General features: G+C 69.7%; 16 protein-coding genes. 7 read left to right on the top strand and 9 right to left on the bottom strand.

Annotation, left to right across the window (positions count from 1 at the left end; translation table 11 throughout):
• Positions 1 to 38 precede the first annotated feature (38 nt).
• Genes OIC96_RS46275 through OIC96_RS46260 form a run of 4 tightly spaced genes read left to right on the top strand, consistent with a single transcriptional unit; the run spans position 39 to position 3,382 of the window.
• Positions 39 to 863 carry an alpha/beta fold hydrolase gene (locus OIC96_RS46275; protein WP_330302052.1) on the top strand — a complete coding sequence of 275 codons (825 nt, stop codon included), beginning with the start codon at positions 39 to 41 and terminating at the stop codon, positions 861 to 863.
• A gap of 19 nt (positions 864 to 882) precedes the next feature.
• Complete coding sequence (locus OIC96_RS46270) at positions 883 to 1,713, top strand: alpha/beta fold hydrolase (protein WP_330302053.1); 831 nt, start codon at positions 883 to 885, stop codon at positions 1,711 to 1,713.
• Between the two features lie 19 nt (positions 1,714 to 1,732).
• Positions 1,733 to 2,530: an alpha/beta hydrolase gene (locus OIC96_RS46265; RefSeq protein ID WP_330302054.1), complete on the top strand. Its 798-nt coding sequence runs from the start codon at positions 1,733 to 1,735 to the stop codon at positions 2,528 to 2,530.
• 60 nt (positions 2,531 to 2,590) lie between these two features.
• On the top strand, positions 2,591 to 3,382 hold the full coding sequence (locus OIC96_RS46260; RefSeq protein ID WP_330302055.1) for an MBL fold metallo-hydrolase: 792 nt from the start codon (positions 2,591 to 2,593) through the stop codon (positions 3,380 to 3,382).
• 81 nt (positions 3,383 to 3,463) lie between these two features.
• On the opposite strand, the gene OIC96_RS46255 is transcribed toward OIC96_RS46260, so the two are convergent.
• Positions 3,464 to 4,051: a TetR/AcrR family transcriptional regulator gene (locus OIC96_RS46255; RefSeq protein WP_330302056.1), complete on the bottom strand. Its 588-nt coding sequence runs from the start codon at positions 4,049 to 4,051 to the stop codon at positions 3,464 to 3,466.
• A 169-nt stretch (positions 4,052 to 4,220) separates the two neighbouring features.
• Here OIC96_RS46255 and OIC96_RS46250 point away from each other — a divergent pair, with 169 nt between their 5' ends.
• Positions 4,221 to 5,180, top strand: coding sequence for an alpha/beta hydrolase family protein (locus tag OIC96_RS46250; RefSeq protein WP_330302057.1), 960 nt, complete (start codon positions 4,221 to 4,223; stop codon positions 5,178 to 5,180).
• Between the two features lie 138 nt (positions 5,181 to 5,318).
• Here the strand turns inward: OIC96_RS46250 and OIC96_RS46245 are convergent, their stop codons facing one another.
• The 7 genes from OIC96_RS46245 to OIC96_RS46215 all read right to left on the bottom strand — a co-directional run bounded on the left by OIC96_RS46245 (position 5,319) and on the right by OIC96_RS46215 (position 8,614).
• Positions 5,319 to 5,483: a hypothetical protein gene (locus OIC96_RS46245; RefSeq protein WP_330302058.1), complete on the bottom strand. Its 165-nt coding sequence runs from the start codon at positions 5,481 to 5,483 to the stop codon at positions 5,319 to 5,321.
• Between the two features lie 38 nt (positions 5,484 to 5,521).
• Complete coding sequence (locus OIC96_RS46240; protein ID WP_330302059.1) at positions 5,522 to 5,833, bottom strand: AfsR/SARP family transcriptional regulator; 312 nt, start codon at positions 5,831 to 5,833, stop codon at positions 5,522 to 5,524.
• Complete coding sequence (locus OIC96_RS46235; RefSeq protein ID WP_330302060.1) at positions 5,826 to 6,002, bottom strand: hypothetical protein; 177 nt, start codon at positions 6,000 to 6,002, stop codon at positions 5,826 to 5,828. The genes OIC96_RS46240 and OIC96_RS46235 overlap by 8 nt, the downstream gene beginning before the upstream one ends.
• A gap of 152 nt (positions 6,003 to 6,154) precedes the next feature.
• Positions 6,155 to 6,889 carry an alpha/beta hydrolase gene (locus OIC96_RS46230; RefSeq protein ID WP_330302061.1) on the bottom strand — a complete coding sequence of 245 codons (735 nt, stop codon included), beginning with the start codon at positions 6,887 to 6,889 and terminating at the stop codon, positions 6,155 to 6,157.
• 94 nt (positions 6,890 to 6,983) lie between these two features.
• Positions 6,984 to 7,361, bottom strand: a complete 378-nt coding sequence (locus OIC96_RS46225) for a transposase (protein WP_330302062.1) — start codon at positions 7,359 to 7,361, stop codon at positions 6,984 to 6,986.
• 18 nt (positions 7,362 to 7,379) lie between these two features.
• On the bottom strand, positions 7,380 to 7,763 hold the full coding sequence (locus tag OIC96_RS46220) for a transposase family protein (RefSeq protein ID WP_330302063.1): 384 nt from the start codon (positions 7,761 to 7,763) through the stop codon (positions 7,380 to 7,382).
• A gap of 131 nt (positions 7,764 to 7,894) precedes the next feature.
• Positions 7,895 to 8,614, bottom strand: coding sequence for a TetR/AcrR family transcriptional regulator (locus tag OIC96_RS46215; protein WP_330302064.1), 720 nt, complete (start codon positions 8,612 to 8,614; stop codon positions 7,895 to 7,897).
• Positions 8,615 to 8,728: 114 nt separating this feature from the next.
• On the opposite strand from OIC96_RS46215, the gene OIC96_RS46210 reads away from it, so the two are divergent.
• Both OIC96_RS46210 and OIC96_RS46205 read left to right on the top strand, forming a co-directional pair.
• The gene (locus OIC96_RS46210; RefSeq protein ID WP_330302065.1) at positions 8,729 to 9,430 is read left to right on the top strand and encodes an NAD(P)-dependent oxidoreductase; all 702 of its coding nucleotides are present in this window, start codon (positions 8,729 to 8,731) and stop codon (positions 9,428 to 9,430) included.
• Positions 9,431 to 9,764: 334 nt separating this feature from the next.
• The gene (locus tag OIC96_RS46205) at positions 9,765 to 10,343 is read left to right on the top strand and encodes a hypothetical protein (protein ID WP_330302066.1); all 579 of its coding nucleotides are present in this window, start codon (positions 9,765 to 9,767) and stop codon (positions 10,341 to 10,343) included.
• A gap of 39 nt (positions 10,344 to 10,382) precedes the next feature.
• On the opposite strand, the gene OIC96_RS46200 is transcribed toward OIC96_RS46205, so the two are convergent.
• Complete coding sequence (locus tag OIC96_RS46200; protein WP_330302067.1) at positions 10,383 to 13,040, bottom strand: glycosyl hydrolase; 2,658 nt, start codon at positions 13,038 to 13,040, stop codon at positions 10,383 to 10,385.
• Positions 13,041 to 13,172 lie beyond the last annotated feature (132 nt).

Below are 13,172 nucleotides of genomic sequence, written 5' to 3'. Positions count from 1 at the left end.
CTTGGGCGACCGGACAGATCCTGCAGACGGGAGCATCCATGCCATACGTCACCGCAAGCGACGGGGCGCAGATCCACTACAAGGACTGGGGCACGGGCCGGCCGATCGTGCTCAGTCACGGCTGGCCGCTGAACTCGGACAGCTGGGAGGCACAGCAGCTGTTCCTCGCCTCGAACGGCTTCCGCGCCATCGCCCACGACCGCCGTGGGCACGGCCGGTCCACCCAGACCTGGCACGGCAACGAGATGAACACCTACGCCGATGACCTCGCCACGCTCATCGACACGCTCGACCTGCGCGACGCGACGCTCGTCGGCTTCTCGACGGGCGGCGGCGAAGTCGCCCGCTACGTCGGGCGGCATGGCACCGCCCGTATCGCGCAGCTCGTGCTGGTCTCCGCCGTACCGCCCTTCATGCTCAAGACCGACGACAATCCCGGTGGCCTGCCGATCGAGGAATTCGACGCGATCCGCGCCGGGTCGCTCGCCGACCGCTCGCAGCTGTACCACGACCTGGCCGACGGCCCGTTCTTCGGCAACAACCGACCCGGCGCCGACGTCTCCCAGGGCATCCGGGACGCGTTCTGGCGCCAGAGCCTGCAGGCCGGACACCGAGGCGCCTACGAGTGCGTCGCGGCCTTCTCGGCCACCGACTTCCGCGCCGACCTGGACGCCTTCGACGTACCCACGCTGGTCATCCACGGCGACGACGACCAGGTCGTGCCCTTCGAAGTGGGCGGCAAGGCATCGGCGGCCCGCATCAAGAACGCGACGCTGAAGGTCTACCCGGGCGCGCCGCACGGCATCACGGACACGCACAAGGAAGAGCTCGGCACCGACCTGCTGGACTTCCTCAACTCCTGACCACGGAAGGAACCACCGCATGATTCCCGAAGGTCAGCCCCGCCGTCGCGTACTCGGCGGCCTGCTCGCGGCGGGAGCGGTCACACTCGGCGCCGCCCCCGCCCCCGCCTCGGCCTCCACCCGCTCGGGCGGCGGTACGACACCGACCGTCGTGCTCGTGCACGGCGTGTTCGCCGACTCCTCCGGCTGGAACGACGTCATCGCCCGGCTGCTGAAGGCCGGCTTCCCGGTCATCGCCCCCGCGAACCCGCTGCGCGACCTGGCGGGCGACTCGGCGTACGTCTCCAGCGTCGTCGACACCATCCCCGGCCCCGTCATCCTGGTCGGCCACTCCTACGGCGGCGAGGTCATCACCAACGCCGGGCGCGGTCACTCCGACGTCAAGGCGCTGGTGTACGTCGGGGCCTTCGCACCCGACGAGGGCGAGAGCGCGCTGCAACTGGCCGGTATGTTCCCCGGCAGCAAGCTCCCGGACGCGCTGGTGACCCGTCCGTTCCCGCTGCCCGACGGCACCACCGGCGCTGACGGCTACATCGACCCGGCGAAGTTCCACGAGGTCTTCGCCCAGGACCTGCCGGCCTCCGTGACACAGCTCATGGCGGCCACCCAGCGCCCTGGCAGCGTAGGCGGGTTGGCGTCCGGCAGCGGCGTGCCGGCCTGGAAGAGCCTGCCGTCCTGGTACGTGATCCCCACCGCCGACAACGTCATCCCGGCCGCGGTGCAGCGCTTCATGGCCAAGCGCGCCGGGAGCACGGCCGTCGAGGTGAAGGGCTCCTCCCACGTCGTGATGATGTCGCACCCCGACATCGTCGTCCGGCAGATCCTGGCCGCCCACCGCGCCACCCGTTGACGCCCTGGAAGGAACATCGATGAGCGCACCGAACACCATCGTCCTGATCCACGGCTTCTGGGTCACCCCTCGCAGCTGGGAGCACTGGATCGACCGTTACGAGAAGCAGGGCTACCGCGTGCTCGCGCCCGCCTACCCCGGCTTCGAGGTGGAGGTCGAGTCGCTGAACGCCGACCCGACCCCGATCGAGAAGCTGACAGCCCCTCAGATCGTCGAGAGCCTGGCCAACGTGATCCGCGGGCTCGACAAGCCGCCCGTCCTGATCGGCCACTCCGCGGGCGGGGCGTTCACCCAGGTCCTGCTCGACCACGGCTTCGGGGCGGCCGGAGTGGCCATCAACTCCGCACCCACCGAAGGCGTGAAGACGGTCCCGCTGAGCCAGGTGAAGTCGACCTTCCCCGTGCTCAAGAACCCCGCCAACCACCACAAGGCGGTCGGCCTCACCCATGAGCAGTGGCACTACGCCTTCACCAACACCTTCACCGAAGAGGAGTCCCGGGCGCTCTACGAGCGTTACGCGATCCCCGCCTCGGGCCGCATCCTGTGGAACAGCGTGCTGGCCAACCTCCAGCCCGGCCACCAGGACATCTGGGTGAACTACCACAACGACGACCGTGCACCGCTGCTGTTCCTCTCCGGCGAACTGGACCACCTCATGCCGCCCAAGATCCAGCAGTCCAACGCCCAGCACTACAAGTCGAACACCGTCACCGAGATCAAGGAGTATCCGGGGCAGCCGCACCTGATGCCGGCCTCGCCAGGCTGGGAAGAGGTCGCGGACTACGCGCTGTCGTGGGCCCTGTCGCACGCCCGATAGCCACCAGCACGCCCGGGGCGGCCATACCCGCCGCCCCGGGCCACCGGAAGGGATCACCGCATGACCGACGTCCGCGTCACCCACATCGGCGGCCCGACCACACTGATCGAGGTCGGCGGCTGGCGGCTGCTGACCGACCCGACGTTCGATCCGCCGGGCCACCGCTACCGGTTCGGCTGGGGCACCTCCTCCCGTAAGACGTCCGGCCCCGCCCTCGCCGTCGCGGACCTGCCGCCGGTCGACGCCGTCCTGCTCAGCCACGACCACCACGGCGACAACCTCGACATGGCCGGACGCGCCCTGCTGCCGACCGCGGACGCCGTACTCACCACGACGTCCGGAGCACAACGACTCGGCGGCAACGCCGTTGGCCTGGCGCCCTGGACGACCACACGCCTTCAGGCCCCAGGACGCACGACGATCGACATCACCGCGACACCCGCCCGCCACGGCCCGCCGCTGTCCCGGCCGATCACCGGGGACGTCACCGGCTTCGCGCTGCACTGGCCGGGACAACGCCACGGCGTGCTGTGGATCTCCGGAGACACCGTCCTCCACGACGGCGTACGACACCTTGCACGTCGCCTGAACGTGGGCACCGCCCTGTTGCACATGGGCGGCGTGCGCTTCCCGCTGACGGGACCGATCCGCTATTCGATGACGGCCCGTCAGGCCGTAGAGCTGTGCCATCTCCTCACCCCGCGAACCGCTCTCCCCATCCACTACGAGGGCTGGCACCACTTCCGCGAGAACCGCGACGCCATCGAACGGCACCTGGCCTCGGCCCCCGTCGACATCCAGGACCGCTTCCGCTGGCTGCCCGTCGGAACGGGGGTTGACCTCGACGTGTGACGGCGCCGGCCGGTGCTGACGCTCCAAGGCCAGGGAGCGAGGAGGGCGTTGCGGGGACGATCTCGGCGTTGGGGCAGCTCGCTACGGTCGCTGCAGCCCCCGCAGGAGCAGTTCGATCAATCGGCGGGGGTCATAGCGGGGGTCGCTGTCATGTCCGATGCAGAGGTTGCCGATGCCGCGCATCAGTTCGTAGGCGTGCGTGCCGGGATCGATTTCGCCGGCGTCGGCGGCGGCGTCGAGCAGTTGCGTGCAGACGGGCACCAGGCGGTCGAGGAAGTAGGCGTGGAGTGCCTCGAAGCCGCTGCTGTCCGATTGCAGTGCGTTGGCGAGGCCGTGCTTGGTGACCAGGAAGTCGACGAAGAGGTCGACCCACTGGCGGAGTGCCGCGAGCGGGGAGTCGGCACCGGCCAGCAGGTTCGGGCCTGCTTCGGCGCAGGCTTCGACCTGGTGGCGGTAGACGGCGACGACGAGATCCGCGCGCGTCGGGAAGTGGCGGTAGATCGTGCCCATCCCGACACCGGCTCTGGCCGCGATCTCCCGGATGGGCGCGTCGACGCCGGAGCTGACGAACACCTCGGCGGCGGCTTCGAGCAGCGTCTGCTGGTTGCGCACCGCGTCGGCCCGCTTGCTCCGGGCGGACGCCCCTCTGGACGGGCTTGCAGCGGACACCACGCTCTCCTTCCGAGGACAGTTGACGAAACGGAACAGCGCTCCGTATCGTAAACGGAACGACGCTCCGATTTCAGGGTAGCTGAAGCCGGGCGTTCCTGGCCCCGTCTCGCCCGCTGCCCGGCCGCATGAGCCGGGCAGCAGTGGCTATCGAAGGGAAATGCGCGTCATGAGTGAATCGACTTACACGACCGACACCTTCAACTCGCCCACTCCGGTCCTCTCGGTCAGTCCGGTCGTGCTGCCGGCTCCCGGCCGGGCGGTGGACCTTCAGGTGCGCGTCTCCGCCCCCGTGACAGGGAGCGAGCTGCCGGTCATCCTCCTCTCGCACGGTCTCGGCTTCTCGAACAACCTCTCCTCGCTGAACGGCTACGCCCCCCTCGCCAACTTCTGGGCGGCACATGGCTTCGTCGTGATCCAGCCCACCCATCTGGACTCCAGGACACTGAGCCTGGATCCCGACACCCCCAGGGCGCTTCCGCACTGGCGCTCACGAGCCGAGGACATGAAGCGCATCCTCGACCAGCTCGACGTGATCGAGGCCGCCATCCCCCAGCTCGCCGGGCGCCTCGACCGAAGCAAGGTCGCCGTAGCCGGGCACTCGATGGGCGGGCACACCGCGAGCCTGCTCCTGGGCGCCCGGCTCACCGATCCGCACGACGGAACGGAGGTGAACCTGGCCGAGCCACGGATCAAGACAGGCGTGCTGCTTGCCGCACCTGGCCGAGGCGGCGACGCCCTCACCGAGTTCACGGCCGAGAACTACTCGTTCTTCCTGACCACGGACTTCTCCGAGATGACGACGCCCGCGCTCGTGGTCGCCGGCGACAAGGACGACTCCGCCTTCCTGACGGTCCGGGGACCGGACTGGCACACCGATCCGTACGTTCTCTCCCCGGGCCCCAAGTCTCTGCTCACCCTGTTCGACGCGGAGCACGGGCTCGGCGGGGTCTCCGGATACGACGTCGCCGAGACCACGGACGAGAACCCCGAGCGAGTCGCCGCGGTCGCGCGGCTCACCTGGGCCTACCTCCGCACCGAGCTCTACCCCGGAGGCTCCGCCTGGCAGTCAGCGCGTGACGCGCTGACAACCGGCCCCAACCCGCTTGGACGAATCCAATCCAAGTAGGCCAAGGGACACCACCTCCGTAGCGGACCAGCAGCACGAGATGGCCTCGCTCTCTCACTCCCGGTGGGACCGGCGGGAGGAGCCAGGGCCCACCCACGACACCAGACAGAAGTCGGTCAGGTCTCGCATCGGGCGGTCTCAACCACCGTCGCCGCCGTCATCGTCGTCCTCCAGCCCGACGGCGTCCGGTTCGCGCAGGGGCCGCAGTCCCTCGCGCGGGACGGATGCGGGGGCTCGGCAACTCCAGCCGGGCGGCGTCGTGCGGCCCGCCGAAATCACCGCCCTCGCCGGCGTGATAGACATCCGCAACTCCGGCGACAGGCCCAGGGACGATAGGGCGGTCATCGCCCCGCGAAGAGTTCCGGCGTTCCCGTTGTCCCGGCGGTGAGGGTCGGGTCGCCGTTGAGGATCCGCTGGTGCAGTGCCGACAGTTCCCGTCCCGGGTCCAGGCCCAGCTCGTCGACGAGCCGTGCCCGCGCCTGGTCGTAGGCGCCGAGGGCGTCGGCCCGGCGCCCCGTCCGGTGCAGGGCCAGCATGAGCAGTGCCCACAGCCGTTCTCTGAGGGGCTGTTCCACGACCAGGGCGCGCAGTTCGCCGATCACCTCGGCATGCTCCCCGCACGCCGGCCTCGTCCGCAGCCAGTCCTCAGCCACGGCCGGCCGCGATCCGTCCGGCGGTGCGGCGGGTCTCGGCCACCACCGGCGCTGGGACGCCCGTTCCGCCGGGCACCATCAGCCAGACGGCGGCGACATCGTGGGGCGAGATCCGCGGGGGTGCCGCAGCACAGCTGACCCTGGGGTGGTTGCCGCCCGCGTCACCCACCCGTCGCAGGTCTCCGTCGACGGGTGGGTGACGGCGCCAGGAACTAGAAGGCGTGCGGGCCGAAGCGGCCCCAGGCGACCACGGCCGCGAGCGCCAGCAGGACCACGCTCACGGTGATCATCTGGAGCTGCTGCCGGCCTGACGGCCCGGCCTCACTTCAGGTGCCGGGTGAAGAACTGGGCCGCGACGTCCCCCGCGAACTGCGGGACGCCGGTGTGACCGCCCATATTGGCGTGCAGGGACTTCTCCTTGGAGCCGAAGGCGTCGAACAGGTCCAGGGCCGCCTGCCGGTCGTTCCCTTCGTCGTCCCACTGCAGCAGGACATGCAGCGGAATGGTGACCTGGCGGGCCTCCTCGAACATGGCGCGAGGCACGAAACTCCCGGCGAAGAAACCGGCGGCCACGATGCGCGGCTCGACCACCGCAAGCCGGATTCCGATGGAGATCACTCCCCCCGAGTACCCGACCGGGCCGCCGATCTCGGGCAGCGACAGGAGGGCGTCCAGGGTGGCCTGCCATTCCGGGACCGCCTTGTCGACCAGCGGGAGGATGAGGGCGTCGATGACCTCGTCGCTGACCGGCTCGCCGGCCTCCATCGCCCGGCGCAGGTCGGCGCGGGCCTGCTCGACGGCGGCCCAACGGGGCCGGTCACCGCTTCCGGGAAGCTCGATGGTGGCCGAGGCGAAGCCCTCCGCCGCGGCGTGCTGGGCCCGCGCCACCAGTCGGGGGTACATCTTGCGCAGTCCGAGTGGGGGGTGGCCGATCAGGATCAGCGGCGCCGGTACGGATGCGGGCGCGGGCGTCCACAGGATGCCGGGGATCTCGCCGAGGGTGAATTCGCGCTCGAGGACGCCGTCATCGAGGCGCTGTTCGGAAGTGAAATGCATGGTCGTGCCTTTCGGGAGTGCTCAGAGCGGCGCTCCCGGACGACCTATCGCCCGACCGTGACCCCGGAGGGGAGCACCCATGTCAATACTGCGTTCACGGGTACCACCTCCTCGTTCTCTCGCCCGGCCTCGGGAAGATTAGCAGTGGTCGCCGTGGTCCACTAACGGGTTTTCGCGGAGGCTCGCCGGGGTGCGCGGTGAGCCAGGCGGCGAGCGTCTCGCTGGTGCGGTCGGGCAACAGGTCGATGGGGGTGGAGGTCTCGACGTCGACCAGGATGGTTCCGTAGGTGCGTGAGCGGCGGAAGGCGAAGTCGTCGACGCCCAGCACTCGCGGGCTCCGGGCGGGAACGTCGGTCGGGTGCAGCTGGCTGAGCAGCCGGGCCCGGCCTGTGGGTACGGCCAGCGAGCGGCACAGCCGCATCCCCGGTCGGCCGTCCGCCGTCAGTGCGAAGGACCGACACAGCGTCTTCACGCCGGGCCCGGCCCGGGCCTAGCGCGTGGTCAGGCCTTCGACCTGCTCGACGAACGTCCGGCACCCGCAGTCGGCGGCGTCGCAGAAGAACCGCCGGACCTCCAGCCTCACCACCACGCGGCGCCCGCCGACCGGGTACTCGGCGAGCCGTCGTCCGTATCGGCTGTGCACCCGGCGCGAGACGGTGGTGCAGTCCGGACACGTCAACTCCGGTACGACGCTGTGGGCTTCGGCCACAACCACCCCGTCCACCTCGGCCAACCGGTCCAGCATCATCCCCACGGCATCCGGGAACAGCACGTCCTTCAACGCGGACAGAACCCCCATGGCCAGGGCATTCCCGCAGGCAAACACGACGCTGTCGAGGGTCAAGTATTTCCCCATTGACGGCGGCTTGAGCATCCTGCAATTCCACAGGGGGAAGCACCCCCGGCAGCGGCGCGCACGCTCGTGGGATTGATGCCCCGGCGGTAGTTGCTTGCCCTACGGAGGCGAGTCAGCGGTGCTGTAGCTGTGTCGCTTGCGCAGGGCAGTCAGCTCTGCGGTGGGATGTCCAAGGAGCGGATGAGCTGGGCCAGTTCTTCGCGGAAGAGCTTTTCCGGGCTGAGGGCCTGGGTCTGCAGGTGGCCGTAGATCTCCAGCGACACCAGGCCGTGCAGGTGGCTCCAGATACGCAGGGCGAGGGCCACGGCGGCCGGAGGCAGATCGGGGAAGGCCGGGCGGACCTTGTCCAGCAGGCCGAGGTCGAAGTCGGACCACTCGAAGTCGCTGTTCGAGTAACGGAGTTCGGCGTGCGGCCAGGCCGTGGCCGCGAGTGCGGTTATGCCGGTGCAGACACGGCGGGCGGCTTCCGGAGCGGCACCGCCTTCGGGCGGCCGGTAGCCGGGGACGGGGTCGCCGTAGATGAGGCGGAAGCCCTCGGGGTTGGCCAGCGCCCAGTTCCTGAAGGCGCGGGCCCATGCCTGGATCCCGGCGGCCGGATCCTGAGCGGGGGCGGCGCCCCAGGCGGCGTCCACGGTGTCGGCCAGCGAGGTGTAGACGTTGTTGATCAGCGTGGTGACCAGGTCGTCGCGGGTGGCGAAGTAGCCGTAGATGGCGTTGGCCGTCATGCCCATCTCGCGCGCGATGGCCCGCAGCGTGATCGCGTCCGGTCCCCCCGAGGCCATCAACTCCAGCGCGACCTTCTTGATCTCTGCGGTCGTCTCGGCCCTCAGTCGCTCGCGGCGCCCCTTGGTGTTTCCCACGCTTTCCATGGCCACTCACTCTACAGCGTCACAATACTGTGCGCCGTATTAATACTTCACGCCGTATAGTCTCTGTGCGCCGTGAAGGTAGGCGGCGGTGCGAGCAACCACCCAGGGAGAGCCATGCACATCGGAGTCATCGGGGCCACAGGCGGCATCGGCAGTCGCGTCGTCACCGAAGCCCTCAACCGGGGGCATCACGTCACGGCGTTCAGCCGTGACGCCACGCGGATCGACGAGGACCGCAAGAACGTCGTCTGGAAGAGCGTCGACGTCCTGGACGCCGACGCCGTCGCCGCCGTCATATCCGGCCTCGACGTACTGATCAGCGGATTCCAGCCCGGAAACGCCGCCAGGGACATCGCCGACACCGTGGCCCGCTCGATCGCCGATCCCACGGTGTACGTCACCGCCGCGCGCGCACTGCTGAAGGCGCTGGAAAGCCACCCACGGACCCGGCTCATCGTCATCGGCGGTGCCGGCAGCCTGGAGATCGAGCCCGGAGTCGTACGGGCCGACTCCGACGAACTCCTGCACGAAACCCTCGACGCGATCGGCCTGCCGAGGGAGTACGCCGCCGCGGTGCGCGGCCACCGCGACGCCCTGAACGTCCTGCGCACCTCCAACCGGCTGTGGACCTACTTCAGCCCCGCGGAGGACATCGCACCCGGCGAACGTACGGGCCGGTTCCGCATCGGGGGCGACCAGCCGGTACTCGACGCGGAAGGGCGCAGCCGTATCTCCATGGAGGACTCCGCCGTCGCCCTTGTCGACGAGGCAGAACTGCCGCGCTTCGTCCAACGTCGCTTCACCATCGGCTACTGACCGACACCGACGGGCCAAGGCTGCATCTGTCGGATGGCCCTGAGTGTGCGCCGCTGCGTCGGCAGGACCGGAAAGCCACGGGAGTGCGTTCGGGATCCCCATGGGGAAGTCCATGAGCTTCCCCATGGGGAATGCCGGGGCCGTTCACAGAGGCCGAGGACTACGTGATCGTGACCGTCACGAAATGCCGACCAGACCCGTTTTCAAGAATCCCCATCACCCCGACCGGCGAGGGAATCTACGACCGGAGAACAGCAGGGCCGCCACCACGGGACCTTCATCGGCGACGGCGGGGCATGCTGGTGGTCGTACGGGCGAGCCGGGAGGTGTTGGCATGCGGAACTGGGCTGGGGGATGGATGGTCGCCGGCGTATTCGTCCTGGCGGCCTGCGGAGCGTCGGCGGGTGGCGGATCGGCCGCAGGGCCATCCGGGAGCCGCTCGGAAGGGCTGTCGGAGGCACCGTCCTCGGCGGCACCCGCGAGCCCGACCGTGCCCGCGACTCCGACCGTGCCCGCGACTCCGACCGGGCCAAGCCCGTCCGGGCCGGCCACCACTCCCCCCGCTTCGGCGGGAAGCTGTGCCGCCGGGGAAGCCACAGTCACCGTCACCCCCGCTGACGCGTCCGACCAGCGGCTGTGCGTGCGGCCCGGGACCGTGGTGTCCCTCGTCCTGGAGCCCCGAACGGACGACAAGCGGTGGACGGACGTGCAGAGTTCCGCGCCGGTCCTCGTCCTGGCGTCCGGATGGAAGCTGGACGCGGACGGCACCGCCCGAGCCTCGCTGCGCTGCGCTGGGACAAGGGGCGGTACGGCCGACGTCACCGCGCTGGCGAAGGCGCCGGACGTGGCGGGCGCGCCGCGCGTCGCCTTCACGTTGCACGTGAGTGTGGTGCCGTACACGTCGCAGGGGTGACCCCGGTGAACCCGGGATCACCCCTGCGACGCCGCTTCGTCATTCGCAGTCACGCACCTTGATCGTGTAGATGCCGCGGCCGTGGGTGGCCGCGTACAGGGTGGTGCCGTCCGGGCTCAGCTTGAGCTGGAGCACGGCGACGGCCGGGAGGTTGCCGACGCGCTGCCACGTGGTGCGGCCCGGTGCGCGGTAGACGACGCCGAGGTCGGTGGCGACGGCGAGGCCGCCGTTCGGCGTGACGACGGCGGAGTTGGTCGGCACGTCGGGGAGGTTCTTCGAGATGTCCTTCCAGGTGGTGCCGCCGTCGGTGGACTCGAAGACGTGGCCGACGCCGGCGCCGGGTCCTTCGGTCCAGTGCCGGGAGAAGCCGTTGACCGCGAGGAAGACGTGGTCGGCGTTCTTGGGGTCGATGGCGAAGCCGCTGAGGTAGCGATTGGGGACGGTGCCGTCCACGCCGGTGGCCGGGAGAGTGATGTCGTGCCAGCCGGTGCCGTCCGCGTTGCCGACGGAGATGCCGCGCGCGAAGCCCTGGTTGTTGCAGGGGCCGCACCAGGCCGCGTAGACCTTGCCGCCCGCGGCCGCGACGGCGGTCGCGGTGTGCCCGGCGCCCAAGTCGTACACGCTGGTCCACTCCGAGCCGCTGCGGATGGCGTAGCCGTGGGTCTGGACCCAGATGTGGCGGCCGCCGGCGATCCAGGTCGAGCTGTTCTTCGCGTCGGCCGTGATCGGGGCGATGAAGCGGGCCTCGCCGGTGGCGTTGTCGGCGGGGGCGACGTTGTACGACGTGATCTTGCTGGAGTCGGTGATCCAACTGCCGTCGTTGACGGCGCAGTTCTGGGTCACCTGGATGGCGAGGTAGACATATTCCTCGGCGATGTTGCAGCCGTTGGCCGGGTCGGTGAGCGTGTCGCCGCCGTCGCCGCCGAAGTTGGAGCCCATCACCGTGTCGTTGCTGCGCAGGATGGACTGGCCGTTGTCCTGGAGGCCGCCGGTGACGGAGACTCCGCCGTAGGCCAGGTCCTTGCCGACGCCCACCGAGTAGTACTGGAGGGTGTCGATGGTGCCGTCATTGAGGGAGGTCCAGTCGGTGGCGTGTCCGGAGGTGTCCTGGGCGCCGTTGAGCGGGCGCTTGTAGACGCCGCCGTCATTGCCGACGTAGACGAAGCTCTTGCCGTGGTAGCTGCCGATCGCGACGCCGTGCTGGTCGGAGTGGGTGGTCTGGTTGCAGTCGCCCGTCTGCTTGGCCGGGTCGATGCTCCAGCAGGAGAAGCCGAAGTTCCAGTACGGGCCGACCGTCGACCAGCTGCTGCCACCGTCCTTGGTCTCGTAGACCTCCTCCAGGCCCGCGTACACATGCTCCGCGTTCGCCGGGTCGACGGTCAGGAACTGGTTGTACCAAGCCTGCACGCCTGGCATGTAGCCGCTGGAGGTGAGCGCCGAGCCGTCGGCGGCCAGGCCCTGGTAGTCGGCGATCTGCGTCCAAGGACCGGCGGGAGAGCCGGACTTGGACACGTAGATGCCCTCAAGACCGCTGTCCGGGTTGGTGTTCAGCTGCTCCGGCGACTGATCGATGGCGTAATAGCGCGAGCCGTCCGCGGAGCGGGCGAAAGTGACGTTGCCGACGTTGTCCGCGTCGGACGGCAGGTCGCCCAGGCCGCTGGTGATCCGCGTCCAGGCACCGTTCACCTTGGTGTAGAAGCCGTTGTAGTCGTCACCGCTGCGCCAGCCGACCGCGAGGACCACCTTGGAGGGGTCCTTCGGGTCGATCGCGATGTCGTTGGCGATGTTCTTGTACGCGGCCGAGGGGTCACTCGCGAGTGAACCGCCCGGCAGATAGTCGGGGTTGGGCGCGAACTCCAGCTTCCAGGCGCCCTTCAGCGCCTTCGTGGAGTGGCTCCACACACCCTCGCTGGTCGCCGCCCACACCTTGCCGCCGCCGAAGCGCAGCTCGTGGACGGTGGTGGACTCCAGCTCGTCGCCGCCGACCCGGCTGCGGGAGGAGAACGTGCCGTGACGCGGGTCGGACAGGACGTAGACGCCGCTGCCGAGGTACGCGTCCGCGTTCGTCGTCGCCTCACCGGTGCCCAGCCACAGCCGCCCTGCCCCGTCGAGGGCGAGCGCGCCGGTGGACTGCGAGGGCAGTTGGTCGCTGATGGGCTGCCAGCGCCCTCCTCCGGTACGGGAGCGCCACACTCCGCCGCCCGCACTGCCCGCGTACACGTACCCGTCGTCGTCGGCGGCCATCGCGGCCATCCGGCCGGTCACTTTGCCCGAGCCGCCGCTGGAGTTGGAGTCGTAGTCGCGGTAACGCGGGTCGTCGGAGTTGTAGGGCAGGTCGGTGACGTTCCGCCAACTGCCGCCGGTGCTCGGCAGGTTGGTCAGACTGGTCCAGGCGGCGCCGTACGCGCCTGGTGCGACGATGCCGGGTGAGGTGCGGGCCTCGGCGTACTGATCCGCGCCCTCGGCGATCTCGTCGGCCTCGTTGCCGTCGTCACCGCCGTCATCCTCCGCCTTCGCCCTGGGCGTGATGCCGCCCACCGACTGCGCGCGTTCGGAGGCGAGTTGGGCGAGTGCACGGGCCCCGAAGGGGCTGCCGTCCGGGCCGGACGCGGCGCCTGCGGGTATCGCGACGAGTGCGGCGGACGCGGTGATGGCGCAGATCGTGAGCCATCGTCTCTTACGGGTCGGTGCTGACACCAGATCCTCCTAAACGGGCGTTGATACAGCCGTCGCGGGAGACCCGATCAGTGCGGGAGGTGGAGCGTCCGACGCTTGAACAAGTTTTGGCGAGAACCTGTCACTCACCACATCCGTGCCGGAATCCAGCTG

This window comes from Streptomyces sp. NBC_00775, from assembly GCF_036347135.1.
Taxonomy (GTDB): Bacteria; Actinomycetota; Actinomycetes; order Streptomycetales; family Streptomycetaceae; genus Streptomyces; species Streptomyces lutosisoli.
This window is presented reverse-complemented; position numbering and strand designations above follow the sequence as displayed.

Excerpts from the sequence above, each read along its gene's own strand:
- OIC96_RS46265 (WP_330302054.1), top strand. The coding sequence starts at position 1,733 with ATGAGCGCACCGAACACCATCGTCCTGATCCACGGCTTCTGGGTCACC.
- OIC96_RS46275 (WP_330302052.1), top strand. The coding sequence starts at position 39 with ATGCCATACGTCACCGCAAGCGACGGGGCGCAGATCCACTACAAGGAC.
- OIC96_RS46230 (WP_330302061.1), bottom strand. The coding sequence starts at position 6,889 with ATGCATTTCACTTCCGAACAGCGCCTCGATGACGGCGTCCTCGAGCGC.
- OIC96_RS46270 (WP_330302053.1), top strand. The coding sequence starts at position 883 with ATGATTCCCGAAGGTCAGCCCCGCCGTCGCGTACTCGGCGGCCTGCTC.
- OIC96_RS46260 (WP_330302055.1), top strand. The coding sequence starts at position 2,591 with ATGACCGACGTCCGCGTCACCCACATCGGCGGCCCGACCACACTGATC.
- OIC96_RS46210 (WP_330302065.1), top strand. The coding sequence starts at position 8,729 with ATGCACATCGGAGTCATCGGGGCCACAGGCGGCATCGGCAGTCGCGTC.
- OIC96_RS46245 (WP_330302058.1), bottom strand. The coding sequence starts at position 5,483 with ATGTCTATCACGCCGGCGAGGGCGGTGATTTCGGCGGGCCGCACGACG.
- OIC96_RS46205 (WP_330302066.1), top strand. The coding sequence starts at position 9,765 with ATGCGGAACTGGGCTGGGGGATGGATGGTCGCCGGCGTATTCGTCCTG.
- OIC96_RS46220 (WP_330302063.1), bottom strand. The coding sequence starts at position 7,763 with ATGCTCAAGCCGCCGTCAATGGGGAAATACTTGACCCTCGACAGCGTC.
- OIC96_RS46215 (WP_330302064.1), bottom strand. The coding sequence starts at position 8,614 with ATGGAAAGCGTGGGAAACACCAAGGGGCGCCGCGAGCGACTGAGGGCC.
- OIC96_RS46250 (WP_330302057.1), top strand. The coding sequence starts at position 4,221 with ATGAGTGAATCGACTTACACGACCGACACCTTCAACTCGCCCACTCCG.